Annotated in this window: 24 protein-coding genes; 14 read left to right on the top strand and 10 right to left on the bottom strand. The window is 36.6% G+C overall.

Annotation, left to right across the window (positions count from 1 at the left end; genetic code table 11):
- Positions 1-490 precede the first annotated feature (490 nt).
- Positions 491-1570 (top strand): ferrochelatase, encoded by a 1080-nt coding sequence (gene hemH / locus KO495_RS04820; RefSeq protein ID WP_215979254.1) that lies wholly within the window; start codon positions 491-493, stop codon positions 1568-1570.
- 183 nt (positions 1571-1753) lie between these two features.
- Here the strand turns inward: hemH and KO495_RS04815 are convergent, their stop codons facing one another.
- On the bottom strand, positions 1754-2464 hold the full coding sequence (locus KO495_RS04815; protein ID WP_215979253.1) for a VC0807 family protein: 711 nt from the start codon (positions 2462-2464) through the stop codon (positions 1754-1756).
- Between the two features lie 303 nt (positions 2465-2767).
- Here KO495_RS04815 and KO495_RS04810 point away from each other — a divergent pair, with 303 nt between their 5' ends.
- The 3 genes from KO495_RS04810 to KO495_RS04800 are packed head-to-tail and all read left to right on the top strand — an operon-like array spanning position 2768 to position 5604.
- The gene (locus KO495_RS04810) at positions 2768-4060 is read left to right on the top strand and encodes a hypothetical protein (RefSeq protein ID WP_215979252.1); all 1293 of its coding nucleotides are present in this window, start codon (positions 2768-2770) and stop codon (positions 4058-4060) included.
- A 3-nt stretch (positions 4061-4063) separates the two neighbouring features.
- Positions 4064-5041 carry a transporter substrate-binding domain-containing protein gene (locus KO495_RS04805; RefSeq protein WP_215979251.1) on the top strand — a complete coding sequence of 326 codons (978 nt, stop codon included), beginning with the start codon at positions 4064-4066 and terminating at the stop codon, positions 5039-5041.
- Entirely contained in the window at positions 5041-5604 is a 564-nt protein-coding gene (locus tag KO495_RS04800) for a hypothetical protein (protein ID WP_215979250.1), read from the top strand. The genes KO495_RS04805 and KO495_RS04800 overlap by 1 nt, the downstream gene beginning before the upstream one ends.
- A gap of 83 nt (positions 5605-5687) precedes the next feature.
- Here KO495_RS04800 and KO495_RS04795 read toward each other — a convergent pair whose 3' ends face one another.
- The 6 genes from KO495_RS04795 to KO495_RS04770 form a co-directional block, all read right to left on the bottom strand.
- Entirely contained in the window at positions 5688-8321 is a 2634-nt protein-coding gene (locus KO495_RS04795; RefSeq protein ID WP_215979249.1) for a TonB-dependent receptor, read from the bottom strand.
- A 389-nt stretch (positions 8322-8710) separates the two neighbouring features.
- On the bottom strand, positions 8711-9517 hold the full coding sequence (locus tag KO495_RS04790; RefSeq protein WP_215979248.1) for a FimV/HubP family polar landmark protein: 807 nt from the start codon (positions 9515-9517) through the stop codon (positions 8711-8713).
- Between the two features lie 298 nt (positions 9518-9815).
- On the bottom strand, positions 9816-10301 hold the full coding sequence (locus KO495_RS04785) for a hypothetical protein (RefSeq protein WP_215979247.1): 486 nt from the start codon (positions 10299-10301) through the stop codon (positions 9816-9818).
- A 27-nt stretch (positions 10302-10328) separates the two neighbouring features.
- On the bottom strand, positions 10329-11105 hold the full coding sequence (locus KO495_RS04780; RefSeq protein WP_215979246.1) for a hypothetical protein: 777 nt from the start codon (positions 11103-11105) through the stop codon (positions 10329-10331).
- Positions 11106-11216: 111 nt separating this feature from the next.
- On the bottom strand, positions 11217-11390 hold the full coding sequence (locus KO495_RS04775; RefSeq protein WP_215979245.1) for a hypothetical protein: 174 nt from the start codon (positions 11388-11390) through the stop codon (positions 11217-11219).
- A 134-nt stretch (positions 11391-11524) separates the two neighbouring features.
- On the bottom strand, positions 11525-12031 hold the full coding sequence (locus tag KO495_RS04770) for a YgjP-like metallopeptidase domain-containing protein (RefSeq protein WP_215979244.1): 507 nt from the start codon (positions 12029-12031) through the stop codon (positions 11525-11527).
- A gap of 196 nt (positions 12032-12227) precedes the next feature.
- Between KO495_RS04770 and KO495_RS04765 the strand changes: the two genes are divergently transcribed.
- The 6 genes from KO495_RS04765 to KO495_RS04740 all read left to right on the top strand — a co-directional run bounded on the left by KO495_RS04765 (position 12228) and on the right by KO495_RS04740 (position 17511).
- Entirely contained in the window at positions 12228-12488 is a 261-nt protein-coding gene (locus KO495_RS04765) for a DUF2999 family protein (RefSeq protein WP_215979243.1), read from the top strand.
- The gene (locus KO495_RS04760; protein ID WP_215979242.1) at positions 12488-12871 is read left to right on the top strand and encodes a HopJ type III effector protein; all 384 of its coding nucleotides are present in this window, start codon (positions 12488-12490) and stop codon (positions 12869-12871) included. Before KO495_RS04765 ends, KO495_RS04760 begins: the two co-directional genes overlap by 1 nt.
- Before the next feature lie 760 nt (positions 12872-13631).
- Positions 13632-14177, top strand: coding sequence for an SLATT domain-containing protein (locus tag KO495_RS04755; protein WP_215979241.1), 546 nt, complete (start codon positions 13632-13634; stop codon positions 14175-14177).
- Positions 14174-15544 (top strand): reverse transcriptase domain-containing protein, encoded by a 1371-nt coding sequence (locus KO495_RS04750; protein ID WP_215979240.1) that lies wholly within the window; start codon positions 14174-14176, stop codon positions 15542-15544. The genes KO495_RS04755 and KO495_RS04750 overlap by 4 nt, the downstream gene beginning before the upstream one ends.
- Positions 15545-15981: 437 nt before the next feature.
- Positions 15982-16617, top strand: coding sequence for a flavin reductase family protein (locus KO495_RS04745; RefSeq protein WP_215979239.1), 636 nt, complete (start codon positions 15982-15984; stop codon positions 16615-16617).
- 60 nt (positions 16618-16677) lie between these two features.
- Positions 16678-17511 carry a class I SAM-dependent methyltransferase gene (locus KO495_RS04740; RefSeq protein ID WP_215979238.1) on the top strand — a complete coding sequence of 278 codons (834 nt, stop codon included), beginning with the start codon at positions 16678-16680 and terminating at the stop codon, positions 17509-17511.
- A 33-nt stretch (positions 17512-17544) separates the two neighbouring features.
- On the opposite strand, the gene KO495_RS04735 is transcribed toward KO495_RS04740, so the two are convergent.
- Both KO495_RS04735 and KO495_RS04730 read right to left on the bottom strand, forming a co-directional pair.
- Positions 17545-18498, bottom strand: coding sequence for a DUF808 domain-containing protein (locus KO495_RS04735; protein WP_215979237.1), 954 nt, complete (start codon positions 18496-18498; stop codon positions 17545-17547).
- A 92-nt stretch (positions 18499-18590) separates the two neighbouring features.
- Positions 18591-19643 carry a choice-of-anchor H family protein gene (locus KO495_RS04730; RefSeq protein WP_215979236.1) on the bottom strand — a complete coding sequence of 351 codons (1053 nt, stop codon included), beginning with the start codon at positions 19641-19643 and terminating at the stop codon, positions 18591-18593.
- Between the two features lie 324 nt (positions 19644-19967).
- Here KO495_RS04730 and KO495_RS04725 point away from each other — a divergent pair, with 324 nt between their 5' ends.
- From KO495_RS04725 to KO495_RS04715, 3 genes are read left to right on the top strand one after another with little or no spacing between them, the layout of a single operon-like run.
- Positions 19968-20252, top strand: coding sequence for a PepSY domain-containing protein (locus KO495_RS04725; protein ID WP_215979235.1), 285 nt, complete (start codon positions 19968-19970; stop codon positions 20250-20252).
- A gap of 3 nt (positions 20253-20255) precedes the next feature.
- Positions 20256-20933 carry a response regulator transcription factor gene (locus tag KO495_RS04720; RefSeq protein ID WP_215979234.1) on the top strand — a complete coding sequence of 226 codons (678 nt, stop codon included), beginning with the start codon at positions 20256-20258 and terminating at the stop codon, positions 20931-20933.
- A gap of 7 nt (positions 20934-20940) precedes the next feature.
- On the top strand, positions 20941-22413 hold the full coding sequence (locus KO495_RS04715; RefSeq protein WP_252738802.1) for an ATP-binding protein: 1473 nt from the start codon (positions 20941-20943) through the stop codon (positions 22411-22413).
- 170 nt (positions 22414-22583) lie between these two features.
- Here the strand turns inward: KO495_RS04715 and KO495_RS04710 are convergent, their stop codons facing one another.
- Complete coding sequence (locus KO495_RS04710; protein WP_252738801.1) at positions 22584-22970, bottom strand: GNAT family N-acetyltransferase; 387 nt, start codon at positions 22968-22970, stop codon at positions 22584-22586.
- A gap of 94 nt (positions 22971-23064) precedes the next feature.
- On the opposite strand from KO495_RS04710, the gene KO495_RS04705 reads away from it, so the two are divergent.
- Positions 23065-24489, top strand: a complete 1425-nt coding sequence (locus KO495_RS04705; protein ID WP_252738800.1) for a DUF3300 domain-containing protein — start codon at positions 23065-23067, stop codon at positions 24487-24489.
- Positions 24490-24577 lie beyond the last annotated feature (88 nt).

Below are 24577 nucleotides of genomic sequence, written 5' to 3'. Positions count from 1 at the left end.
GCGTTTATTAGTCATTTTTACAGCCTTATCGCCTTTTTAGGTAACGCTACATGAATGTAGCTTATTGTCCTGAATAACTACATTACAAAGGCTCTGCCTTGTATAAATACCTACTAATTCGCTGCAAAAACAATCTCTAAAGATCAACAGCCCTAACTAAGTTAGCTGTAATAATTTATATTTTTATACTTATTAACGTTATTTCGCCCCTTTAGTAATATCTATTGATATAAATTAATAGATGATGACAAGCTTCCTGCTAGAGTAAGAGCGAAATCAGCATTTATCTCATTAGAATAAAGTAAAACAACGATAAGCGTTGGGTACTTAGAGTAAGTACTCATTTTATAAGACGATAAAATATTCAGAGCTTGCATACTAGCTCTGCTATTTCAGCACTCAAATTCATTATATTACGTTACAAGCGGATCCATTCTGCGTAAACTAGCGTATTAATTGTTTTAAAATCATAATTATGTAGAGCAGGTAGATGAAATACGAAGGTAATCCTAATTTTTCCCATAAGCAACATGACAAAATAGGTGTTTTAATTACTAATTTGGGCACGCCAGATGCTCCTAAAAAAGCTCAGTTGAAAAAGTATCTTCGTGAGTTTTTGTCAGATCCTCGCGTAGTTGAGGTGCCGCGGTTCATTTGGTGGCTGGTACTCAATTTTGTTATACTGAATATTCGTCCTAGACGCTCGGCTCATGCTTACAGTACTGTTTGGACCGAAAGAGGATCTCCGCTGTTATTTCACACCCAAGACCAAACAGATGCATTACGTAAAAAGCTAGAAGCACAATATGGCGATAATGTAGTGGTTGAATTTGCCATGCGTTATGGCTCACCATCAATTGACTCTGTGGTGAGTAAAATGCTTGCTCAGGGAGTTAGAAAGCTTGCCGTATTGCCACTTTATCCGCAGTATTGCGCCTCTACAACAGCCTCTACCTTTGATGCGGTTGCAGCGAGTTTTGCTAAAAAGCGACTCATTCCAGAGCTACGTTTTATTAATCACTACCATGACTTTCCAGCATATATTGAAGCTGTTGCTGATAAAATTCGTCAACATTGGGCAAAGCACGGTAGAGCAGATAAATTGATTTTCACCTACCATGGTATTCCTAAACGTTATTTAACCAATGGTGACCCGTACCACTGCGAATGTTATAAAACCTCACGTTTATTAGCAGAAAACCTTGGTCTAGCAAAAGACGAATTCATGACCACTTTTCAGTCGCGTTTTGGGCGAGAAGAGTGGTTGCAACCATACACAGATAAAACCTTAATGGCATTACCTGAGCAAGGCGTAAAGTCAGTGCAGTTAGTTTGTCCTGGCTTTTCAGCAGACTGTTTAGAAACCATTGAAGAAATTGGCATTGAAAACCGTGACTATTTTATCGAAGCTGGCGGTAAGCGTTACGAGTACATAGAAGCGCTTAATGCTGATAGCAGCCATATTGAGATGATGAGTGAACTACTCGAACAACATTTACACGGTTGGTCAGGCTTTACTGATACCGAGCAACGTTCAGCGTTAGCAAAAGAGTTAGGTGCGTCGAGGTAAGTAAAAGCAATAATGTTGTGTTATTAATTCAAAAAAAGTGCGTTAAGACTATGTTGTCTAACGCACTTTTTATTTGAGCTAAGGTTGGTTTGACTCAGCTAATTACTACTTAACTAAATCAAATAAACTAACTAAATCAAGCGAATCAACTAAAGCAAGTAAACGAGCTGGACTGATTTCAACTTAATTAGCATTCATCATATCTTCAAATTTAATGCCCGTTAACTGCGTAATCATCTTGATAACGTAAAACAGTACCCCAAACAGCATTAAGGTTGAAGGAATCGCGATAACGGGGTAGCTGAGCAATGTCATTTCACCGAGCTGCTCGTTAAACTCCACTGTGCCTGCAGGGCTAGTGACAATCCATTTAGCTAATAAATAATTCATCGTAGAAGAAAATACAAACGTCATGGCGAGCACAAGATTTGCGGTATTAATTTTGCGTTTGAATTGCTCTGTTTTACCTTTTTTATCTAAGGTGTCATAAATTAAATCGAGATTAAAGATAAACGAGTTTAACAGTAATTTTGCTAATAATGGTTTACCAAAAAAGCCTGATAATAAAACTACTAAGCCAATAATGGCTGGAATTGCCGCTTCTTTAATTGCTAACCATTCTACATCAAGCTCAAATAAGGCGATGCCACCGGTGAGTAAGGTACTAAAAAAACCTAATAAAGAAATAAAGTTTAACGAGCCTACTTTAATAAAATCATAAATGGCGTAACCAACCGGAAAGGCTAAGGCAATTATCAACCCGACCAAAGTGCCTAAATATTCAGGACCCGATAACTTCATTAAGATTAGCGAAGGGATCAGTATATTAAATACAATTTCTAATAACGGGTTGTTCTTTTTTGGATCTGCTTTTGCCTGTGATGCTGTTGTCATTGAGTTATTCCAAGAATGTTCGTATGGTTATGTTAACTCACACAAGCATTGTTTGTGAAGAAGCCAACGTAATTAAGTATTTTATTGGTTAATTTTTAGAGAATAACAGTACTTATTTGTACGTTAGCCAAATACACACCTAAAACACGCGCCTTGTGCTTTTGCTATGTACACCAAATCGCCACCATGGTTAAGTAATATTCAAATATTACAATAAGCTACAGGAGATATATTTAATAGATATTTTAAGGGGGTATTGGTACCCTATGAACATCACCTTAAGCAACAGTTAGTAATGTAGTAATGTCAAACTCTCAGCTCACTTTTCGTGGAATTGCGCCAATTCACTCACCGCTTAGTTTGTATCTTGGGGTAGATCAGTTTTCACCTACATTCATTTCGTCATTAAAGTCAGTCAATCTTGAGTTTTCAACGGACGACAATGGCAATCAGGTTGAAATGAATTGGCAAGGGAAGGTGCTTCATTTGGGCGGTCAACAAAATGAGGTAATACAGTATCAGTCGACGGATGATAATTCTAAAGATATTCGATTGATGTGTTGGTCACCGTCTAAAGACTCTAATGTAATGTTTCATGTGTTTGCTAATCATATAGCAATAGCTGAAGTAGAGTTTACAGTAGACATAACAGAGTTAAGCACATCAACAGGGTCTGTTGATTCATTGATAAAAGTGCTTGAGTCTCGCGTTCAAAACATAGCAAAAGAGCAAATTACACTTCATTATGAAGATTTTTGTAAAGATCTAAAGCAACTTCACTCTCAATTGTCGAAAGACTTTGTTTTTTCTGGAGAGTCATCTGCAGATATAGGAACTTGGATTGCGAGAACGCTAATCCTTAATGATGACGATATTCAACAGGAAAGTACGGCTAAAATACTTACCTCATGGTTAAAAAATACCAGCCGACCTCAAGATGCAGCAGATATTATTTCCGGCCACAAGAATTATTCAATGACATGGCTTAATTACGCCGTTAAAAATGCTAAAGCTGTAGGAGAAGACTCTAACATTCAAATTATGGTTCTAGCTCAATATTACTATGTAGCACAAGAGCATTGTAACAGTGCGTTACGTGGTTCAATTGAAGCCGCTTATGCTAGAGTAAAAAAGCATAAAATTGATAAGGTATTAGCAAATACACGTACCGCTTGTCGCCTCAATCAAATTGCTTTTTATGAAAATATTAAATTTCTCAATAGACCAAATAGAGCACTTTTAGAAAACATTCTTAATGGTTGGCAGTTTGAACAATTGGTTGAAAACTCTGATCGGATGATTGAAATATGTAACGCTAGGTTGCAAGAAGAAGATAACAAGAAGCGAGAGCGAAGTACGATCATGACTGATTTTTTACTTGTCGCATTGAGCTTCTTTGCTGTTTTCGAACTGTCTTTATATTTAACTGAATTTAGTCGCGAGATGATGAGTCGCCCCGCGTTAGATTATAACGATAGTAAAAGTTCTTACTTTTTAGGGCTAATAGCCGAAATTGATGCCGATATTATGTTTTCTTTTGGCTTTGGTTTAACCCTACTACTTATTATTGTTTATCGATATATTAAACGAAATTAAAATATGAACTATAAATTAATCATACTATTAGCGTTTATGCCTACATTTGGGATAGCTAAAACCATCTCGGTCGCAACTAACGAATGGGCTCCGTATATTAATGCTGAGCATAAACCATTAGGCACAGCTGCAGATATATTAAAGCAAGTATTAGAGCAAGAGCAACAAACGGTGGCATGGGGATATAAAAATTATGACTTAGCGTTTGAGTTGGTCGCAAAGGGAAAGCAGCCAGCAGCTTACCCTTATTTTAAGACCGTTAATCGTGCAAAACGTGTGTTGTATTCTGATGCTGTTTTTAGTGTAACGAGCCGTATTTATTATAATCGTCAGTATGAAAGTCAATTAGATACTGGGAAATTATCTAAGCATAAGTTTGGTAAAGTAGCGGGTTATAGTTATGGTGAAACGATTGATGAATACCTTAATAATGCCGTGACATACCCTAATGAAAAAGTAGCTTTGGAAAGTTTGTTAAAAAATGAAATAGATTTTTTACCTATGACTGAAAGTGTAATGAATACTCTGCTTAATAATACCTACCGAGATCAAGCGCTATTGATAAAGCAGGTTGATAAAATAGTAGGGCATGACTCTCTTCATTTGATAGCTCCTAATACAAAAGAAGGCATTGCCTTAATTACCGATGTTAATTTGTTGCTGACGCAAGTAAAAAACATACAGAGTTTACAACCAAAGCCAGTTGAGCGTTTTAAACCTCAAGATATCGCCAGATTAATTGCCGCAGAAGGCTACCCAGCAATCGTTGGACAAACAACACTAACGGAGGAAACACAATACTACACTTTACCTCGCGGAACCCGAGTGTTGATATTGCAGTGGAGCGATAAAATTATTAGCCCATCAAGTACAGATCGTATTTATAAAAGTATGATTGATCTTAGCCATGTTGTGGTGTTAAACGGACCGCATGTGGGTAAAGAGCTTTATGTTAAAAATATGCACTTAGAAGTACAGTAATGATTACATTTTTAGGTTGGTTTGGCTCGGCTTTGTATCTTATAAATCACAGTTATATTTCAATTGTAAAAAACTGGAACCCCAAGTTATATTATAGCGCTAATCTAATTGCTGCTTTATCTTTAGTGATGAGTTCATTGATTATAATTTCTTATCAAGCTGTTGTTATTAATGGGTTTTGGGCGCTTGTTTCTATACTATTATTAATAAAGTTTGATATTGCGAAAATCCCTTTATCAAAATCACTTTTCTATATAGGCTTTATTTTACTCTTAGTATGGTCAGCGTTTATTGGGTATCAACATGGATGGAGTTCATTAATGCTTTATTCATGTTTAGGTTGGTCATCAAGTTATGTTTTTTGTTTGTCGTACTTTTTATTTTGCAGTAAAAAATTAACTCATGTTAATTACTTATTGTTAAATGTATATGCTGCAAGTGTGCTTTTACCTATTTTGTGGAGTCAACAAAACTGGCCAGTATTTGGCTTAGAAGTTTGCTGGGCAATTATTTCAGCGTACGGTGCTTACTCAAAAATTGAGCAGGTGCACTTGATAGATTAAACCTTAAAGGTCGCTTATGCGCTATGTTGTTAAGATAAAAAAGCTAGCTAACACTCTAGCTAGCTTTTCATTAGGTTAACGGGCTAAAATTTATAACTGGCTTTTACATACGCAAAACGACCTTGGCTATTATGAGTTGAATTAACAAAGCCCATAAAGTCATGGTAGGTAAATGGCGGCTCTTCATTTAATAAGTTGGTTGCGCCAAGTGTTAAGGTAGTGTTTTCTATACCAATGTAATTAATGGTAGTGTCAACCGTTGTCCAAGCATCAATGTCAGACATACCTTCTGTTGCTACTGAAGCGTCTTGCTTGAATTCACCAATATAGTTAACCGCTAAGGTGGCGTTCCAGTCATCTTTAATCCATGAGGTATTAAAGGTCCAACGCACCTCTGGCTGTTCAAAATCACCTGCTTGGGTATCAATACGCATAGTACCATCAGCGTTAGGGCGAGAATCCTCAAACTCTAATACATAGTTAACAACGTAGGTAAATTTGAAGTCGCCTATAGCTGTGGGTAATGCGTAGTTGGCTTCAATATCTAAACCCGATGTGGTGATATTACCAATATTTTCAAATTTATCGAAAATTCTCACCACTTCACCTGGGTCACCTGGAATAGTTGATGGTAAACGCTCAACTACATTGGGGTCTAGACCTTGGGTATCCATTTTAAATTGGGTATCTTTGGTGATAACATCTTCAATATCGTAATTGTAGTAATCAACAGAAAAGTCAAAGCTATCAGTCACTTCATAAATAACACCTAGGTTATAGCTTGCAGACTCTTCAGGGCCTAAGTCTGCGTTACCTGAAAGAACAGCAGTATACTCTTGTGGCTCACAGGCTTTGTTAATGTTTCCAACAGCGTCACAACGAGGGTTATCAACTAAATTGGGTGACTCATCAGTATTACCTAAGCCTATTTGATGTAACGATGGCGCTCTAAAAGCAGTGCCATAAGAGCCTCGCAGTGATAACGAGTTGGTAGGTTGCCAAATAAAGGCTACTTTAGGGTCTGTTGTTGAACCAAAGTCGCTATAGTCTTCATAACGAACCGCAAATTGAATTTCTAGTGTTTCAAGTACTGGCACAGCTAACTCACCAAAAACGGCGATGTTGTCGCGAGAGCCATTAGCTTGTGTGGCCTCAGTACCAAAAATTTCACCACGAATAAATTGATCATCAGGATTATCGCTAATGGCATCTTCACGGTATTCAAAACCAACGGCAAGCCCAACATCACCATGTGTCATTTCCATAACAGGGCCACTAATTTTACCATCGAGAGATTTACTGGTTGATGTACCGACACGGGTTGTTGTGGTTTCAATATAGTCTAACGATTCTTGACTATTGCTTGATGGCTCAAAAGGGTCCCATAAGCCACTGTCAATTGCTTCTTGTGTTCTACGTGTATTAGCGAAACCATTAACACCACGCTCTGTTGATTCACTTTTAATGTAACTGTAAGCAACTTCCCAATTCCAGTCTTTTACTTCACCTTGCAACCCCATGATAGCTCGATAGTAATTTGAGCTAACCGCTTTTTCGCGGTTACCAATATCTACCATACGTCGTCTCATGGTTAAGTCTTGTTGGTAAAAATCATGATCGGGCATGTCAGCAAAAGGGTGGTTTATGTTATCGCCATCCATAAATAATTCATTAAAACTTGGACTACCAGCACCGTGAATTCGGGTTTTAGCATGTTGTCCATTTAACTCGATAAATGAACGTATATTATCATTTACTTCGTATTTACCCATGTATAGAAAGCTAACACGTTCTGTTTCTGGCACAGATGTCATCATTGGTGCATAGTCGTAACGACATAAATCTCCAACGATGTCTTCAGGTGAGCAAACGTCATTACCAAAGGTGTCTGCCATGCGAATAGTTGAATCAGATCTTAAGGCAATGGTACCAGGATAACCGGCTGAGCTTCTAAAGTCAGTAGCGAATGGATCATTAGGGCGTAATGCGGCTTGGTTTGATGATTTAGCATAATCGCGATCACCATAGAGAATTTCTTCTCTATCAAAATAGTCAAGGGTAAAGGTGTGGCTAGACTTATCGGTTGAGTTACCCCATACCATGCTTAAGTTTTGTTCTTTACCGCCACCGTCAGCAGTATCACCGAGCTTAGCGGATAGCTCCACGCCTTCTATATCATCGCGTAAAATAATATTGATAACACCTGCAACGGCATCTGAGCCATAGGTTGCCGAGGCGCCATCTTTTAGAATATCCACACGTTTTATTGCTGCTAGTGGAATGTTATTAATATCAACAAAAGCGGTATCAATATTATTGGCAAACGGTGAAACAGAAACACGACGGCCATTAACAAGTATTAGTGTAGAGTCTGCGCCTAAGCCTCGAAGTGAAACACTAGAGCCTCCATTGCTGGTGTTGTCGCTGCTGTTGCCTTGGGTAGAAAAAGTACCTTGTCCTGCCATAGGCAGTTTGGCAAATAAACCAATGAGATCTGTGACACCGCTATTAGCAATAGCATCAGCATTGATTGAGGTTACTGGCGAAGGACCTTCCATATCGCCACGTTTAATATGAGAGCCGGTTATTTCAATGCGCTCAACGTCTTCTGTATCTGCTGCCATAGCATGATAACTTTGTGCTGTTAGCAATACTGCTGAAATACTTAATGCTAACGTATGTTTTTTTAAGTTTTTATTTACCTTTTGATTTCTCATGTAACTTCCTTTACTTGTTAAGATAATTATTAGTATGTTTTCCACTTCGACTGGTGGATTTTATGTTTGATTTAATTACATAAACGTTTCTATTTGTTGGTCAAAAAGAAACCTTTCAGCATATGCAACAATCAAATCGTATGCTTTTTATACCAAAATAAGTTATTGATTAATAGTTTGTTTGTTTTTTAATTAACAATATGCGAATAATTATTCTAAAAGGGACATTACCAACAATACAAAACAGTACGTGAGCAAGCCTATGGTATAACTTGTTATGTATTTTGTTAGTGTTGAAAAAGTGAAAAAGTGAAAAAGTGAAAATAGAGAATATAAAAATGAAAATAGAAAAGTGAACGTAAAATTTAAATGTGGCTGTAAAGATATATTTAAGGCTCAATGATCACTTTTTTATTGTGCAAACGCTCAAACTCTTCTTCCATTAAGCTCTTACTACCAAGGCTTGCCATAATATTTTGCGTAGGGCAGGTTAGTGTCGCGTTCGCTTTTAATAGTTTGATATGTTGTTGACTAAACTGGTTTCTATTGGCGTTATAAATAGCAATCATCGCACTATAAACGTCAATATTCCATTGTGGAGCATAACGTGTTGCGATGCGCCAAAGTGTTTCTTGTGGTTGTTTTGTTAATACGCACTGGTTAGCTGCTACTTGGCTGATATTTGTGCTGGTATTTGTTCTGCTATTTGTTCTGCTATTTTTTCTGGGATTGTCAGGTGACGATGTTGGTAAACGACTAGCCAAGGGCTGATTTTTTGTGGTTTCAGTCATCGGATTAGTTGATGTTATTTGCTCAGCGCTTGAATAGGTATTAGCAGTCATGTGCCCTTTATTGGTAGGGGGTATGTTGAGTTTAATTGTATTAATGATTTCCCAGCGATCATTATTTGTCGTATAAACTACCAAGTTGGCAGTGCCCGTTAGTCTTTGGTTACCTTGAACTCGCAGCATGTATTGGTTGAGTCGCTGATAAGAAAGCGTGTGCTTTTTGCTGCCCTGTTGTAACACAAACTTAAGTGGTGGCTTTTCTGCACTTTCAATAATATTAAGTTTAATTGCTAAGGCTTGTGGCGTGTTTAGTTCAATATCATGCAGACTAATGTAGTCGACAGCAGCCATGGTGTAAGTGCTGAATAAATAGCAGGATAAAAAGCTAAAAATACGGAATAAATTCATCAACTACTCTCTATTGAAATGCGAATCTACAATGACATTAGCATTTATAAGTCGATTGTTTAATCTTTTTATCTGTAGCGGCTATAAAACCGAACGATATTTATAAGTAGATAATTATAAGTAGTTTTAATTATAAGTAGTTAATAGAGTAACTCCATATTACTTATGTCTTTTGCGTAATTGGGGCTCAATGAATTAACGTGTGTTAATATTTCAGCATAAAAAAACGAGTGACCATGCACTCGTTTTTAATTATGTACGTTTAGTTTTTAATTACGTACGTTTAATAACCTAAAGGTTAGTAAAGTGCTTTTAATCGTTTAGTGAAATCACTCGCGCTACGTGTCATGCGGTGACCTGTTTTAGCATGTAATACAGTGCCATCAAGGGTAAATTCACTTTTATAGTCTTTGTATTCTGCTTTAGGAGTAACAATCACTTTCGTTAAGTTAGCGATTTCTTCTTTATAGTCTTCATCATCAGCACATATTTTTGCAAGTGATTCTAGTGTGCTAATAGTACGCTGTCCGCCTTGTGCGTAAATCCATTGTGTTTGCTCACGGTTTTCTTTAAGAACGGCTTCATTTGCTTTGATCATGGCTTTATATTCATCCCATGAAACATTAACTTCAAGCGCCGCGTTGCCACAAGCGGTTTTTACTTTAGCTATTTCAGTAGCAATACCTGCTTCAGCTGCTTTAATGGCTTTTTTGTCTTTTACGCCAGCATGAGCCGTAGTTGCTAATAATGTACAAATAGCCGCGGTAAGTAGTGTTTTCTTCATTGTATTTCCTTTACGTTAGTAGGTTGGTTATAAAATAGTAAAAATTGCTTGGTAACTTGTTTCAGGCAAATTAGGTTGTTCGCTGGCGATTTGAATCGTTAATTGATTATCAGCTAAGGTGACTTTTTGCTGAGTTGTATTATCAGCAGGAGATACCTTAATTTGCGTAATACTGTTAACCGCTTCTAAATAATCACTGTCTATGGCGCATATTTTACTGAGTGCGCCTAAATAGCTCGATAGTTTTGCAGGAGCGGCTTTTAATTCTTGAGAAACAAAAGCGTTCCAATCAATATCAATATTCACTGTTTGTTTACAGGCACTGTTAAAATTTTCTTGTGCTGATTTGATTAACTTTTTAGCGGCAACTTTACTGCTCACATCAAGCTGTCTTTTATGATAAGCCTCTTTGACATTGCGCGCTTGGACAATATCAGCATCGCCAGCATAAATGATTTTCGTTTTAGAATCATCATCTAAAAAAACGGTTGAGTAAGAGTATAAAGTGCCGTGAATTAAGGTTTTATTTAGCTCATTACGCAGGTTAACACGCGCAGTATCGACAAGCTGATAGTAAAAACCTTCATTAATATTATTTTTTATTTGTTTATAAAGCAGAGTTTGATTATCGTAATGGTGGTTAAAATTACGGTAGTTAATGTAGTAATGGTTGTCTTCTTCGGCAGGAACAACAATAACACGGGCTTCATTTTCAGAGTCAAAACTATAATAAACTTTTCCATGCTCGAAAGCGTATGAAAATAGTGGTGCGCTAAGCGCTATACAAGCGAATATTTTTTTCATGATTAAGTCCATTTAGTGAATTGGCGACTACGCTATATTATTTGCTCTTAGAAATCAAATTTCATTCAGGTAAGTTACTCTTTAGAAAAGTTTTTTTAAAGGAATAATGGTTTACTTATCTTTTTTGTTAATGGTTATTTCGAGGTTTTTACACTCACCCGCAAACCATTTTTGTACGTATATAGTCCCAACAATAGGCGGCATACCTTCTTTGGGGATTTCTTTGTAGCGAATGCTATTTTTATTCTCTTTTTCAAATTCAAACTTAACAATAGTGTCTGACATACTTGTGCTCTCTGTAGTTTAGGCTTTAGTTGAGGTTTTAGTTTTAGGCTTTTTTTGGGGCAATTTGCTTACTGCATTTACCGTTTTAGTCGACATAAGCACATGCTGATTTGATTTTAATAGAATGTAACTGCTTAATAAATATCACCGAGTAATTCTACTTGGGTTAAATAAATACGTAAATCCAATTCCAGTTGGTGATATTCAGGTAGCATATATTCACACAATTGATAAAACGCTTTATTGTGATCTTTCTCTTTAATATGTGCTAACTCATGGACAGCAATCATATTCAGAAAAGCCTCGGGTGATTTTTTGAATAAGCTGCCAATACGAATTTCATTTTTGCTTTTTAGTTTATTGCCTTGAACGCGTGATACATAAGTATGCAAGCCAAGTGCATTATTTATAATGTGAATTTTATCATCATATTTTATTTGGCTAATGGGCGGTGATTTTTTTAAATATTGATTTTTTAACGCCATAATATGAACGCGCAAGGCCTTATCACTCGTTACACTGTGGGTTGTAGGGTATTTGTTCAGTAAATACTTCGCCAGTGACTTTTTTTCAAGCATGGCTTGTACTTGCTCTTGTATTTTAGGTGAGTAGCTTGCAAGGTATTTTAAGTGAGAGTGCATGTTATTATTGGGCTTTTATATTGGTAATAGGGCGTTTACGTATTGCCGTTTGTCTGTGCGTTTTTAAGCAAAGTTAAGCAATTAAGCAGTATACGTGATTTTAATATCGCTGTTAATTTGTTAAAGTGCGCATTATAAATAACACCTTGATAATAGCTTCAAGTGTTACTCACTTTATAACCTGGATAAATGCGTAATGAACCCAATTATACAAATTTTAAAAGAATTAAATGTTAGTGATGAAAAAATTAACGAATTATTTAATGCCTTAACTGAAAACCCTATGATGGCGATGGCGTTTATTGCACAGCTAGGTTTGCCGCCTGAAAAACTACAAGAAATTATGAGCTTAGTGATGGCTGATCCTGGCTTAATTGAAGAAGCTGTTAATGAGCTCGGTTTAGATTTCTCTAAAGTAGAAGCGGCAAAAGCTAAGCTTAAAGAAGGTAATGCTTAATGAGCAGCACTATTTCAACAGAGAACTCGCTAGCGTCATTACTTGACGCATTAACAGCGCAAGCTAACTCACCTCAAGAAGATATCGTTAGTTTTGAGCAAGTTATGCAAGTGATTGCTCAAAACTACCATTATTCACCGGTGACGTTTACTAACGGCACATTACTTAATGAAGCAGGTACTAATGAAGGCTCATGTAAAATATTTGCCTTTGCTCAACTGAATCAATTAACTGAGCCGCAAACACTGGCATGTTTTGGTCGTTTTTATCGTGAAGATGTTTTAGCGCATCCACAAGGTGAAGATCACGGCAATATTCGTAATTTCATCAAAACGGGTTGGGCTGGTATCAACTTTAATGCTGTAGCGTTAACGGCACTGTAATTAGTCAATAACAACTAGTTAAACTAGCCTAGCGTTACTGTTAAAGAACGCTAGGTTAAGGTTTTATACGGTACTTTATAGTTGTGAATTCTTTCGTTGTTAACTTTATCGTCGGGAACTTTATCGTCGGAGGCTAAGTGCTATAAGGCTTATACAGTAGCGCTACTGTACTAGCACTAATGTATAGTAGTTCATATCTGACTGGCATTTTTTAGTATAGATTCTGACTTAATAGTACTCTCGATAAAGCCGGTAGCTAGCCATAAGCTGACATTGAGCTTTTGTAAAATAATAAACAGATTAGTGATAATTCTAACCAAAAATAAATACATGTTTGAGGGGCTACTGTAAGCTCAAAGCCGACATTCATACTATATTTTTCTAACGTTAATTGTATGTCTAATGCTTACTTTCAAATAATTAATAAAAGCATGTAAAACATAAATTAAGTGCAACTAATTACTAAATACGTGGAACGGCCTCTGTTTTAAATTGTATAAATGGGAAAAATAAAGCATTCCCTTTGTAAACCTTCACACCGATATTAATTAAAAAATTTATTAAGCTTTATAATTCCCCTATCTTCTTCAAAATCATTGAGATAATATAAGAAATTGGAGGAGGTCATTGTGGATCCTCTTTGAGGGTGAATCTAATAAATAATATAAATGAAAGTTTATATTTACGTGAAAACGTAGACCCATTTACTGGGTGTTAAAGTATCTAATTACTTACCTCCTCCTTTTTTAATGGATTAAATATGTCAAATTTATCAGATAAAATATGGTTCACACGAAAGGCGAGAATTCAGGCTTCGGAAAGATTGCTAATGAACAATCAACACGCACAGTTCACACTTATCCTTTACTCATTAGTTAATGTTGCACTTTCAATTTATATGTTGAAAGAAGTAAACCCCGTTGGAAAAAATTCTGATATTACATTAACAATCATCTCTGTTTGCATATTAGTTTTGTCACTTTTTATATCAAATATCGATTTCAAAGGGCGAGCTGAAAAATTAAAGAAAAATTACCTGAACTTGCACGAGCTGTACGAAAAATCAGCATTACCTAATGCTGATGAATCACAAATTAATAATGAATATATGAAGCTTTTATCGGACTCTGAAAATCATAAAACAATTGACGATAAATTTTTTAGAGTGACAAACTATAAATCTCTATCTTCTAGGAAACCAACTATCCCTGACTTTATTGAGGTGATTTTTTATATTTTTATAAGAAAGTCACTCATAATTTCTATCTACACAGCCCCATTTGCTTTACTGATATTCAACAAATGAGCGCATACCTTAAATTTAATAAACTTTTCAAAGTTTCATCACTTAAAAAAACTTATGAAAATAATGTTCAAAATAGCTTAGCTGTTGGGCCAGATAAAACAACTAGAACAACTTTCGAAAACAATATAGAAAATGAACTCTTAATAATAAATAGAAAGGTCAACAATGGCAGTTATGCTTTTACCCCGTTTAAGCAAAAATTAATATCTAAAGGTGCAAATAGTTTTCCAAGAGCAATATCGATACCTACATACAGAGATAGGGTTACATTAAGGACTATTTGTGACTTGTTATTTCACGTTTTTTCTGAGGAACTTGAAGTTAATATCCCACAGGTAAAAATAGAGGATATAAAATCTAATATTATCAAGCCTGAATTTGATACATTTATAAAAATAGATATCACAAATTTTTATCCAAGTATTAACCACTCTGTATTAGAAAAAACCTTAAGAAAAAAAATTAGAAAGCCAGAGATCATCCAACTGATTTTAAAGTCGATCAGAAATTCAACGGTATCAAAAGCTGTTAATGGTGAGCGTAAAGTCAACTTAGTTGGTATACCGCAAGGGCTTGCAAACTCTAATGTTCTAGGTGAAATATATTTATCGACAATAGATCAGAAGTATTCTAATCGAACAAACATATTTTATACTCGCTACGTGGATGATATTTTAATTTTTTGCTCTGATGACGATACGGATGATATTTCAAAAGAATTAGTCGAAGATATTGAGGCTCTATCCTTAAAAGTCCATCCTCTCGATGAGGAGAACTCTAAGTCATTTACTGGCGTATTAACAGAACCATTTGATTATCTAGGTTACTACTTTAAAAATAGATCTGCATCATTGAGGATTTCTAATCGACAAAGGTTTGAGGCTTCAATTGCTAATATATTTACTAACTTTAAATATAAATACAACTCAGCTAAAATTGATGCAAATAGAGAGAGAGCGTTAGAAATTTTAAGGTGGAGATTAAACCTTAAAATAACTGGGTGCATCTATGAGAACAAAAAACGTGGTTGGGTGTTCTATTTTTCACAAATTGATGATAGAAATATATTATTTAAAATTGATTTATCGATAAAAAATATGCTCAAGAGATTCAAATTAGAGGGAAAGGTTAAGCCTAAAACATTAATAAAGTCTTTTCACGAATCTAAGAAGTCCGATAAAGAATCACATAAATATATTATTAACTTTGATTCTTTTGATACAAACCAGAAACGAAAGGTTTTAGAGATTTATCTTGGTACTGGTAAGCTTGACGGGAAGGAAAACTCTGAGGTCGAAAGGCTATTTAATTATCGAATACGCAAAGTAATAGAAGAGTTAGAAGAAGATATCCAGAATGTATCCTAATAATACTTAGAGACTGGTTTCTTGTAATGAATATGAAAAACCTTCATTGATTAAAAAACTGTAATGGACAAATTAATTTTGATACTAATTTAGCTAATTTTTGGTATCTAACGTATGTCCGCTTTGGTGGCTTAGTTCACATTAAAGCTTAAAGGCTTATCGACAGAAGTTAGCATTAAAATACCCATGCTTTTATCTATAGAGGAACGTCCGCTTTCGTATCTTTTCTGACCTAATCAACTGTACGATTAGAGCAAAGCCAAAATCGAAAAGGGTCAGATCAGATATGAGCTACTACAGCTAATGTATCGTTTTTATGGTATTAATTCATTAAAGCGTACTTAAAGCTTCAAGTGGCAAATTATGCGGCAAATATGGTATAACGTTACTCTAATTTTTTACTGCAATTTACTGCGGCCAACTTATATAACCTCCTTATGAATATCGACTTTTCAGATTGTAGTGCTAGCCAGCGCTATCACTTAATGACGCAAACAATTATTCCAAGACCTATCGCTTGGGCATTAACAAGCTCAAGCAACGCTAATGCTGATCCTAATAGCCTGAATTTAGCACCTTTTTCATACTTTACAGCGGTATCAAGTGATCCTGCTTTGTTAATGCTATCGTTAGGAAAAAAGCCCAACGGAGAAAGTAAAGATACGTTAACCAATGTATTAAAAAATAAAAAAATGGTGATACATATTGCAGGTGAAAACTTGGCAGATATAGTCACACAAACCGCTGCCTCATTAGCACATGGTGAATCTGAATTAGCGACTATACCTGAAGGAGTGCTCAATACAGTGCCATTTGAAGGATTTGCATTACCGCGTATAGCGCAATGCGACATTGCTTATGGTTGTGAGTTATATGAAATAAAAGAAATAGGTGAGGTAGCGCAAACGCTTATTTTTGTCGAAATTAAACAACTGTATGTCAGCGCTAAAGTAACTACGGTCAATGATGGACGTATTAAAATAGCTGCGGATAGCGTGAACCCGTTAGCACGACTAGGAGCGAGTGAGTATTCTGGTATTACCGCGCCGTTTAAAAAAACAAGACCTGCATAGCACCATAGTGTAATGCCTTGTTAGTTATCGCATCATGCAATAGATAAAAGCGGTTAAAATATGTATATAAACTCCAAGTGGCGAATTTTAACAGTAGGTGATGGCGATTTGTCGTTTTCGGCTTCACTGGTTAAACACCATAAACCACGCGCTTTAACCGCAACGGTTTTTGATACGCGTAGCACGCTAATCGCGAAATACGGCAGCGATGAACATTATCAGCAATTACTCAAAAATGGGGCTAATGTCTTAACCGGTTTTGATGTTACTGAGCCCAGGACATGGCAAAATATAACATTGCAGCAGTTTGATTTAGTTATTTTTCAGTTTCCGTTAATACCCGGTTTTAGCTCGAAACAAGACTATATAAAGCAATGTGAGCATTTTAGTATAAATACATTAAACCGCCGTTTACTGAGAATATATTTGCAGCATTGTTTTAAGTATTTCTTGGCTGATAATGGCGCTAAACTCGCTTATATTTCATCAAAAGATGTAAAACCCTACCGCCAGTGGAATATTGAACATTCTTTAACAATGAATTTACCGTTAATGTATTTAGGTAAAATGGCTTTTAATATTACTGAATTTCCTGGGTATCGTATCCGTAATGTCGATCGCGATAAACACGTTAAAGATACGCAAGGTTTTACCTATGTTTACAGTGACAACCAAACATTACCAGCAGAAGATATTCAATTAGCCACGTTTGTTGATGATAAGGTATTCAGCAAGCTAGCATTATTGAATAATGATAATCACTGTGCGATCTGTCGCACAGGATTGTTGCTCAATGAGCTTGATAAAAAGCTTCATTTTTCGAGTAAAAAACACTTACAGATGCAGCAATATGAGCAGCAGTGGCATTACTACTTATCACAAGAGTCGCTTTAACGTACTTTTAAAGCGACTACTTATAAATACAACCTAGCTACTCGTTAGTTTAGCTTTCATTGAATTAAAGCCAAGGTGTGCAAACACTAATAAAGCTCCTAATAAAAAGCCGACCATTAAATCAATAAATAATGGCGTAATAGCGCTTAATATGCCGCCAATCACACTCACTTGGGCTGCAAGACTTGTTGTAGCCTCAATAATATGATGCAAAGACTCAACACCATGAGTAATAAGTGAGCCGCCAACAAGCCACATGGCGATAGTGCCAGCAATGGCTAAAAACTTCATCAATTTAGGGGCGAAGTCAATCATAGCGTAACCTAAGCCACGCTTGAACTTAGCCCACAAACTTGCTGATTTATCTTGAATGAGCAATAAGCCACCATCATCAATTTTTACAATACCAGCGACTAAGCCGTAAACGCCAACGGTCATCAAAATAGCAATAAAAATAAGGACTGATATTTGAGTGGTAATTGGCTGCGTGGCAATAGTACCTAGTGCAATAATAATAATTTCAGCCGATAGAATAAAATCGGTACGAATTGCACCGCTGATTTTGTCTTTTTCATAGGCTTTAATGTCAACGCTAGGATCGTTAAGCGCATTAATTAAGTCGGCCTTATGTTGTGACTGTTCAGCTTTGTGAGCATAGGCGTGCCATACTTTTTCAAAGCCTTCATAGCAAAGGTAAGCACCGCCAATCATTAATAGCGGCATAATAACAACAGGCAGAAAATAACTTAATAATAAGGCGATTGGCACTAATATGGCCTTGTTTAGCATCGACCCTTTAAAAACAGCCCAAACAACAGGTAATTCTCGGTCTGCTTTTAAACCGCCTGATAACTGTTCAGCATTAACGGCTAAATCATCGCCTAATACACCGGCTGTTTTTTTTGCGGCAACTTTCGATAATACCGCCACATCATCGAGCAGCATGGCAATATCATCGAGTAAGGTTAGTAAACTTGCACCAGCCATTATTTTCCTTAAATTTATCGTATGAGAGTAAGCTAATGAAGTCACTATATTGAGCTTATTTTCATTGTGCAATGGCTTTTATATTCATTGCCTTACTTTTCAGTTAGCTGAGTGATAAAAGCTTTTGCGCGGTAGCTTAAAATTAAGCTCACAAAAAATAACCATAGTCCTGAGCTACTTCCGCCTTCAGTGTATATGACTTCAGTCACGTAAGGTTGATCAAAATCTGCGCTTTCAAGCGGTAACGCGTACAGTGCATTGTTATCATCAGCACTATAGCTGCTAACTAATTGATGGCTATTGGCGTGATATAGGTCAATTAAAATATCGATACTACCACTGGGATAGCCTTGCTCAAGTTGTGCAAACACTTCATATTCATCGGCTGAAGTGTCACTGTAAATAGTAAAAATATCAGTTGAGTGAAAATGGCTCCACGCGCCGCCGTTGTAACTTAAATAAAGTTCGGCATAAACATCAGTCTGTGGTGTCTGGCTATTAGCATAATAAGGATAAAAATCAGCATCAAAGACAATGCTAAAGCTTTGATAGTAACCATCGCCGTCAATATCCTCTAGTAAGTAACTAAAAGCATCATAAATACTGAAGTTTTCAGGATAAATTACGGTGTGTCTTGCAACTCCAGGCGCATCCGTATAACTTTTGGTTAATAAGGCTTGCTGCGCGTTAACGCTATTGTTTACAAGGTGTTGTGATATTAGTGCTTGATGTTCTTCTCGTGTTATTCCTGCCGGTATAACTAATGAGCTTTGACGTTTTTCGGTGCTGTTTTCTGGTGATTCATTTTTATTTTTTAACCAGTGTTTAAAGCGGTTTTTTCTCGCTTCATCGGTATTACCGCTTTCTGTTGAACGATTAACAGCACTTCGAGCATCTTTATCAACAACACTATTAGTAACGCTGTTACTAACATTTACTTTTTGACTCATGGCACTAATTTTTATCACCGAGTTCGTTGCAGGATCTGCTGTTGTATTGTTAATTGCGTGTGCTATTTGCATTGAACCAATAAACAGACTGATGCTAAGTAAGCCTACTTTTTTTAATTGTAAGGTTTTTAACGATAAGGCTTTAACTTGAGGCGCTAGTAATTTATTGATTGGTTTTAACATTAAGCTTTTCATAGATATACCCCTGATAACTGTTCTAAATAAATGAAACACAGTGCTTATGTAATGTATGTTTACTAAATGTGTTTACTAAGTCTGTTGTTAGTTAAGCAAGGTTAAACTGAATGCATCCTGAACAAGGCGCTGAGCCTTATTAAATCAGGTTTACAATCTGTTCAGCTATTATTCAGCGAAGTTTTTGTAATCTTGGTAGTTTCATAACAGAGGTTTCTTTAACTCAGGTGATCTTTTACACTAGCGTGATGTAGTTACTTTATTAAGTTATTTTATTAAGTTACTTATATCGATTGAGTTTATTTTCAGTGTAGGGGCGTTTATATGAAGTTAGTATCTTTTTTCTATGTTGTATTTATTGCGACTTTTTTGTTTTTTTCTGCGCCTAGTTCTGCTTTTTATCAACAAGGGGGGCAAAGTAGTAAACCAGCAATTAGCTCGCAACAGGCCGCACAAATTGTTAAAGGACGCTTTGGCGGTAAAGTATTAAAAGTAACACGCAGTAAATCATCAAACAATCCTGTTTATCGTGTAAAAATAGTGAAGGGCGATGGACATATTATTACGGTAATAGTCGATGGTAATACTGGGAAAATTAAAGGGCAGTAGCATATGCGATTATTATTAGTTGAAGATGATTTAACTTTACAAGAGAATTTAAGGCTAAGCTTGGTCGCCGCGGGGTATTCGGTTGATGTTTCCTGTGATGGTGAAGATGGTTTATTTCAAGGTAGCGAGTATGATTATGATGCCGCCATTATTGATGTCGGCTTGCCTATTATCGATGGTATTAGTGTTATTACCCAGCTAAGAGCGCAAGATATAACATACCCTGTCATTATTTTAACGGCCCGAGATCATTGGCAAGATAAAGTTTCAGGGCTTGATGCTGGCGCAGATGATTATTTAACTAAACCTTTTCAAGAACAAGAACTACTCGCGCGACTCAATGCCTTAATACGCCGCTCTGCAGGAAAAGCGAGTCCCATTATTAATAACGGGTTTCTTTCTATAAATACCGCCAGTTTAGCTGTGCTTGCTGATAATCAACCAGTGAGTTTAAGTAGCTCTGAATATCGTTTGTTAGAATACATGATGATGCACATTGGTGTGGTTAAATCAAAAACTGAATTAACTGAGCATATTTATGATCAAGGCTTTGACTTAGACTCGAATGTGATTGAAGTATTTATTCGCCGTTTACGTAAAAAACTTGACCCTGAGGGTAAACATCAATTTATTGAAACCCACCGCGGTGCTGGTTACTTACTTAAAGTGATGAGTGATTAAGTAACAGATGATGCACTTATTTCAGCGCCACCTAAATAAACTTCCGCAAGTAAACTCATTAAAATTTAGATTAATGTTAAGTGCGAGTTTACTTATTTTATTGGTGCTGCCCGTTATTGGTTTTACTTTAAGTAATGCCTTTGAGCAACAACTCGCTAATGCAATAAAAAAAGAATTAAGTGCCTATAGTTACAGTATTTTAGCAGTGGCAGAAGTTGATAATAGCCAGTTACTCATGCCTGAGCAGTTACTTGAAAATCAGTTTAATGTGGTTGAGTCGGGTTTGTATGCTGAAATTACGGCGATTACGCCGACAACCTTAAACGAGCAAAGCTTATGGCAGTCATACTCTTTGCTGAGTTTGCCGCCGCTCAGTAATTTACCTAGCCCTAAGGTGGGACAACGGGAGTTTTCTCAAATAGATATTGCTGGCCAAGCACATTTTGCTTTTAGCTACAGCGTCAGTTTTAGTGATAGTTTTAGCGGCCATGGTAATGATGAATTTCCCGTAACTATTCACATCATGAAAGACTTACGTGATTTTGAGCAACTACTGCAACAGTTTCAACAACAATTGGCGTTATGGTTAATACTCTTAACAGCGTTACTACTTATAATACAAAGTGTTTGGTTACGCTGGACCTTAAAGCCTCTTCATGTTTTACAACATGAATTACAACAAGTAGAGCAAGGTAAAACAGAGCAGCTACAGCAAGCTTATCCGCAAGAGTTATTGCAAGTAACTAATCAACTCAATTTATTATTACAAACAGAGCAAAAGCAGCGTGTACGTTATCGCAATGCCTTATCGGATTTAGCTCATAGCTTGAAAACACCTTTGGCGGTGATTCACAGTGAAGGGCATTTAAGCAATAGTGCAATTGAGCAAATTAAGGTAATTAATCGCACTATTGAGCATCAACTTAAACGGGCACAAAGTGCGGGGGAGTCGTCATGGCATTTAGGCGTTAGTATTGCGCCTGTTGTCACTAAGTTACTTAATAGCCTAGCTAAAATTTACCGTGATAAAGCGATCGTTTTTCAGGTAAGTTATAACGGCATTAATGAGAAGGTGAATGTGCTGAGTGAAGAACAACAAAGCCAACATGCAGCGCAGATACAAACGCTGACTTTTAAAGGTGATGAAGCCGATTTACTTGAAATGTTAGGTAATTTACTCGATAACGCCTGTAAAGCCGCTAAAAAACGGGTTTCGTTGTCTGTAGATACGGTACAAAAAGTGGCTGAAAAACCAAAGCGTTTAGTTATCACTATTAGTGATGATGGTGAAGGGATTGATCAACTTATGCAGCAAGCCATTTTACAGCGTGGGGTAAGAGCTGATACATACCAACAAGGTCATGGTATAGGCTTAGCTATAGTACGAGATTTAGTAAGTAGTTATCAAGGAACTCTCGATATCAGTCATTGTGCTGAGTTAGGTGGAGCGCAGTTTAATTTAACTTTTATCGAGCAGTAAGTGAACTTACTTATTATTTGTTGGTTTACATAAGCCATAAACATAATCATCAACTAAGATGTTATTAATCAGTGTATTTTGTCGTAAACAACCTTCTCGAATAAAGCCATGCTTCTCTAATAAATTAAATGAATCGCTATTATTAATAGAGCAGGTTGCCACTAACTTATTTAAGTTGAGCGTATTATATGCATAAGTAAACTTAGCGCTTCGCTAGCATATCCTTTGCCTTGAGCACTTGTTTTAATCATAAATCCTACTTCAGCAATTTTAGCGCTATGGTTAACTATTTTTAACCCGATACTGCCAAGCTTCTCACCCGAAAAAATGTCATTTATGCCTAAAGAAAGCCAATGATCACTTTGTAATGTCCACGGTTGTGACCTTTCAACAAAAGCCTCTGTTGCCGCTTGTTGTGTTAAGGGAGCATAAACATGTTTCATCATCTGCTTTGACATTGATATGTCGATAAATAATGGCATGTCAGAGACATCAAACAGTGATAATGCAATGCGTTGACCTGTGCTTAGTACTGTTAATTTTTGTTCAGCTATCATTCAGTCACTCCTTGATAGGGTATTGGTTACATTGTGATTCATCATTGTGTCCTTATAGCGACATGCTGACTTTTAAATTAGCAGAGAATACAAGATGAACAGAACTCAAGAGGCGATTATGAACGATAGACTTAAAAATCATATCAATAACTCGCGTGCTATGTGGTTACTTATACTGCTATTAAGCACGATTAACCTAGCATGGTCATCGGTGGCATATGCTAATAATAATACGATAAGTGTACAAGATAGCCAAGGCTACAGTGAAGCTGAGCTAGCGCAAATGCTTGCACCGATAGCACTTTACCCAGATAGTTTATTAACGCATATGTTAATTGCTGCCACTTACCCATTAGAGGTAGTACAAGCGCAGCGTTGGTTAATCAAACAAACTGAGCAGTTAGGCAGTTATTCGGCCACGGAAATACTTGATAATGCTGAGGATCAAGACTGGGACCCTAGCGTAAAAGCTTTGTTGCCTTTTGCAAATGTGTTAGAACGTTTAAATAGCGATCTTAATTGGACCGAGCAGCTTGGCGATGCCTTTTTGTTTGATGAGGAAGCCGTTTTACAAAGTATTCAAACGTTACGTAAACAAGCGCAAGTTGCTGGTCATTTAGCGAATATGGATAATATGCAAGTAAGCTATGACAACAGCGCTATTATTATTGAACCCAATAAACCTGAAATAATATACGTACCATATTATGATCCCCGCGTTGTTTATGGTCATTGGCGTTGGGGACATTATCCTCCTGTTTATTGGAATGCTCCTCATTACAGCAGCACTTATTACCATAATCGTTATCAGCCATTTTACTGGCACACCGGGGTACATGTTACTGCGCAATTATTTTTTGGTGCGGTACATTGGCAAAATAGACATGTGGTGATCATTAAGCCAAGCCGTCGCTATCACCATAAAAGCCATTATTATAATCGCACAAAAATTATTGCTAGCCATAGTGCTAAACGCTGGCAGCATAAACCGCACCATCGTCGAGGGCTAAGCTACAAATATAAAGGAGTGCATAAACCGTTTACTACCAAGGTAAACCAGCAGCGCCGATATAAAAGTCGCAATACCGCAGGCATAAAGTATCGCAATAACGATTATAAAAGTCAGTCAGTAAGAGGTTCGCATAATAGGCTAAAAACTAAAAAGGATAGTAAGGCTCGTTACGCTAGCTCGAATAAAAATAGCAGGGCTAAACGCGAGAGCAATTATGCTTATAAGCAGTCACGACCTCGAGCTAACCGAAAGCTTAATATCGCAAAAAAACATGTTGAGCAAAAACGAAGTGCTCCACGTAATAAAATAAGAGCCAATAAGGCTCATGAAACAAATATTAAGCATAATCAGTCGTTAGCAAAGCATACAAGTACTAAGAGTGCTAGAGGGAGCAATTATAGACAAACTAAATCGCAGCAGCCGAAACAAACACGCCAAGCTCGCGTTAGTCACCAGAGTAAAGCAAATAAATCAAGGCAGGTAAGAGCAGAGCGATCTCATCATTAAGTGCTCATTAATCAACCTTAACTCGGCTTAACAAATGTTTCTCTAGCAGCTATTTTTCCTAACGTCTTCGTTAAATTTACTTGCAATA

This window comes from Colwellia sp. D2M02 (assembly GCF_018860755.1).
GTDB lineage: Bacteria > Pseudomonadota > Gammaproteobacteria > Enterobacterales > Alteromonadaceae > Colwellia > Colwellia asteriadis.
Note: the sequence above shows the minus strand (reverse complement) of the source record. Positions and strands in the feature narration are given on the sequence as shown.

Coding starts and splice junctions, on each gene's coding strand:
- KO495_RS04795 (WP_215979249.1), bottom strand. CDS start 8,321: ATGAGAAATCAAAAGGTAAATAAAAACTTAAAAAAACATACGTTAGCA.
- KO495_RS04715 (WP_252738802.1), top strand. CDS start 20,941: ATGATGCACTTATTTCAGCGCCACCTAAATAAACTTCCGCAAGTAAAC.
- KO495_RS04810 (WP_215979252.1), top strand. CDS start 2,768: ATGTCAAACTCTCAGCTCACTTTTCGTGGAATTGCGCCAATTCACTCA.
- KO495_RS04765 (WP_215979243.1), top strand. CDS start 12,228: ATGAACCCAATTATACAAATTTTAAAAGAATTAAATGTTAGTGATGAA.
- KO495_RS04735 (WP_215979237.1), bottom strand. CDS start 18,498: ATGGCTGGTGCAAGTTTACTAACCTTACTCGATGATATTGCCATGCTG.
- KO495_RS04790 (WP_215979248.1), bottom strand. CDS start 9,517: ATGAATTTATTCCGTATTTTTAGCTTTTTATCCTGCTATTTATTCAGC.
- KO495_RS04750 (WP_215979240.1), top strand. CDS start 14,174: ATGAGCGCATACCTTAAATTTAATAAACTTTTCAAAGTTTCATCACTT.
- KO495_RS04770 (WP_215979244.1), bottom strand. CDS start 12,031: ATGCACTCTCACTTAAAATACCTTGCAAGCTACTCACCTAAAATACAA.
- KO495_RS04800 (WP_215979250.1), top strand. CDS start 5,041: ATGATTACATTTTTAGGTTGGTTTGGCTCGGCTTTGTATCTTATAAAT.
- KO495_RS04730 (WP_215979236.1), bottom strand. CDS start 19,643: ATGAAAAGCTTAATGTTAAAACCAATCAATAAATTACTAGCGCCTCAA.
- KO495_RS04760 (WP_215979242.1), top strand. CDS start 12,488: ATGAGCAGCACTATTTCAACAGAGAACTCGCTAGCGTCATTACTTGAC.
- KO495_RS04710 (WP_252738801.1), bottom strand. CDS start 22,970: ATGATAGCTGAACAAAAATTAACAGTACTAAGCACAGGTCAACGCATT.
- KO495_RS04740 (WP_215979238.1), top strand. CDS start 16,678: ATGTATATAAACTCCAAGTGGCGAATTTTAACAGTAGGTGATGGCGAT.
- KO495_RS04815 (WP_215979253.1), bottom strand. CDS start 2,464: ATGACAACAGCATCACAGGCAAAAGCAGATCCAAAAAAGAACAACCCG.
- KO495_RS04780 (WP_215979246.1), bottom strand. CDS start 11,105: ATGAAAAAAATATTCGCTTGTATAGCGCTTAGCGCACCACTATTTTCA.
- KO495_RS04745 (WP_215979239.1), top strand. CDS start 15,982: ATGAATATCGACTTTTCAGATTGTAGTGCTAGCCAGCGCTATCACTTA.
- KO495_RS04720 (WP_215979234.1), top strand. CDS start 20,256: ATGCGATTATTATTAGTTGAAGATGATTTAACTTTACAAGAGAATTTA.
- KO495_RS04775 (WP_215979245.1), bottom strand. CDS start 11,390: ATGTCAGACACTATTGTTAAGTTTGAATTTGAAAAAGAGAATAAAAAT.
- KO495_RS04705 (WP_252738800.1), top strand. CDS start 23,065: ATGAACAGAACTCAAGAGGCGATTATGAACGATAGACTTAAAAATCAT.
- KO495_RS04755 (WP_215979241.1), top strand. CDS start 13,632: ATGTCAAATTTATCAGATAAAATATGGTTCACACGAAAGGCGAGAATT.
- KO495_RS04725 (WP_215979235.1), top strand. CDS start 19,968: ATGAAGTTAGTATCTTTTTTCTATGTTGTATTTATTGCGACTTTTTTG.
- KO495_RS04785 (WP_215979247.1), bottom strand. CDS start 10,301: ATGAAGAAAACACTACTTACCGCGGCTATTTGTACATTATTAGCAACT.
- hemH (WP_215979254.1), top strand. CDS start 491: ATGAAATACGAAGGTAATCCTAATTTTTCCCATAAGCAACATGACAAA.
- KO495_RS04805 (WP_215979251.1), top strand. CDS start 4,064: ATGAACTATAAATTAATCATACTATTAGCGTTTATGCCTACATTTGGG.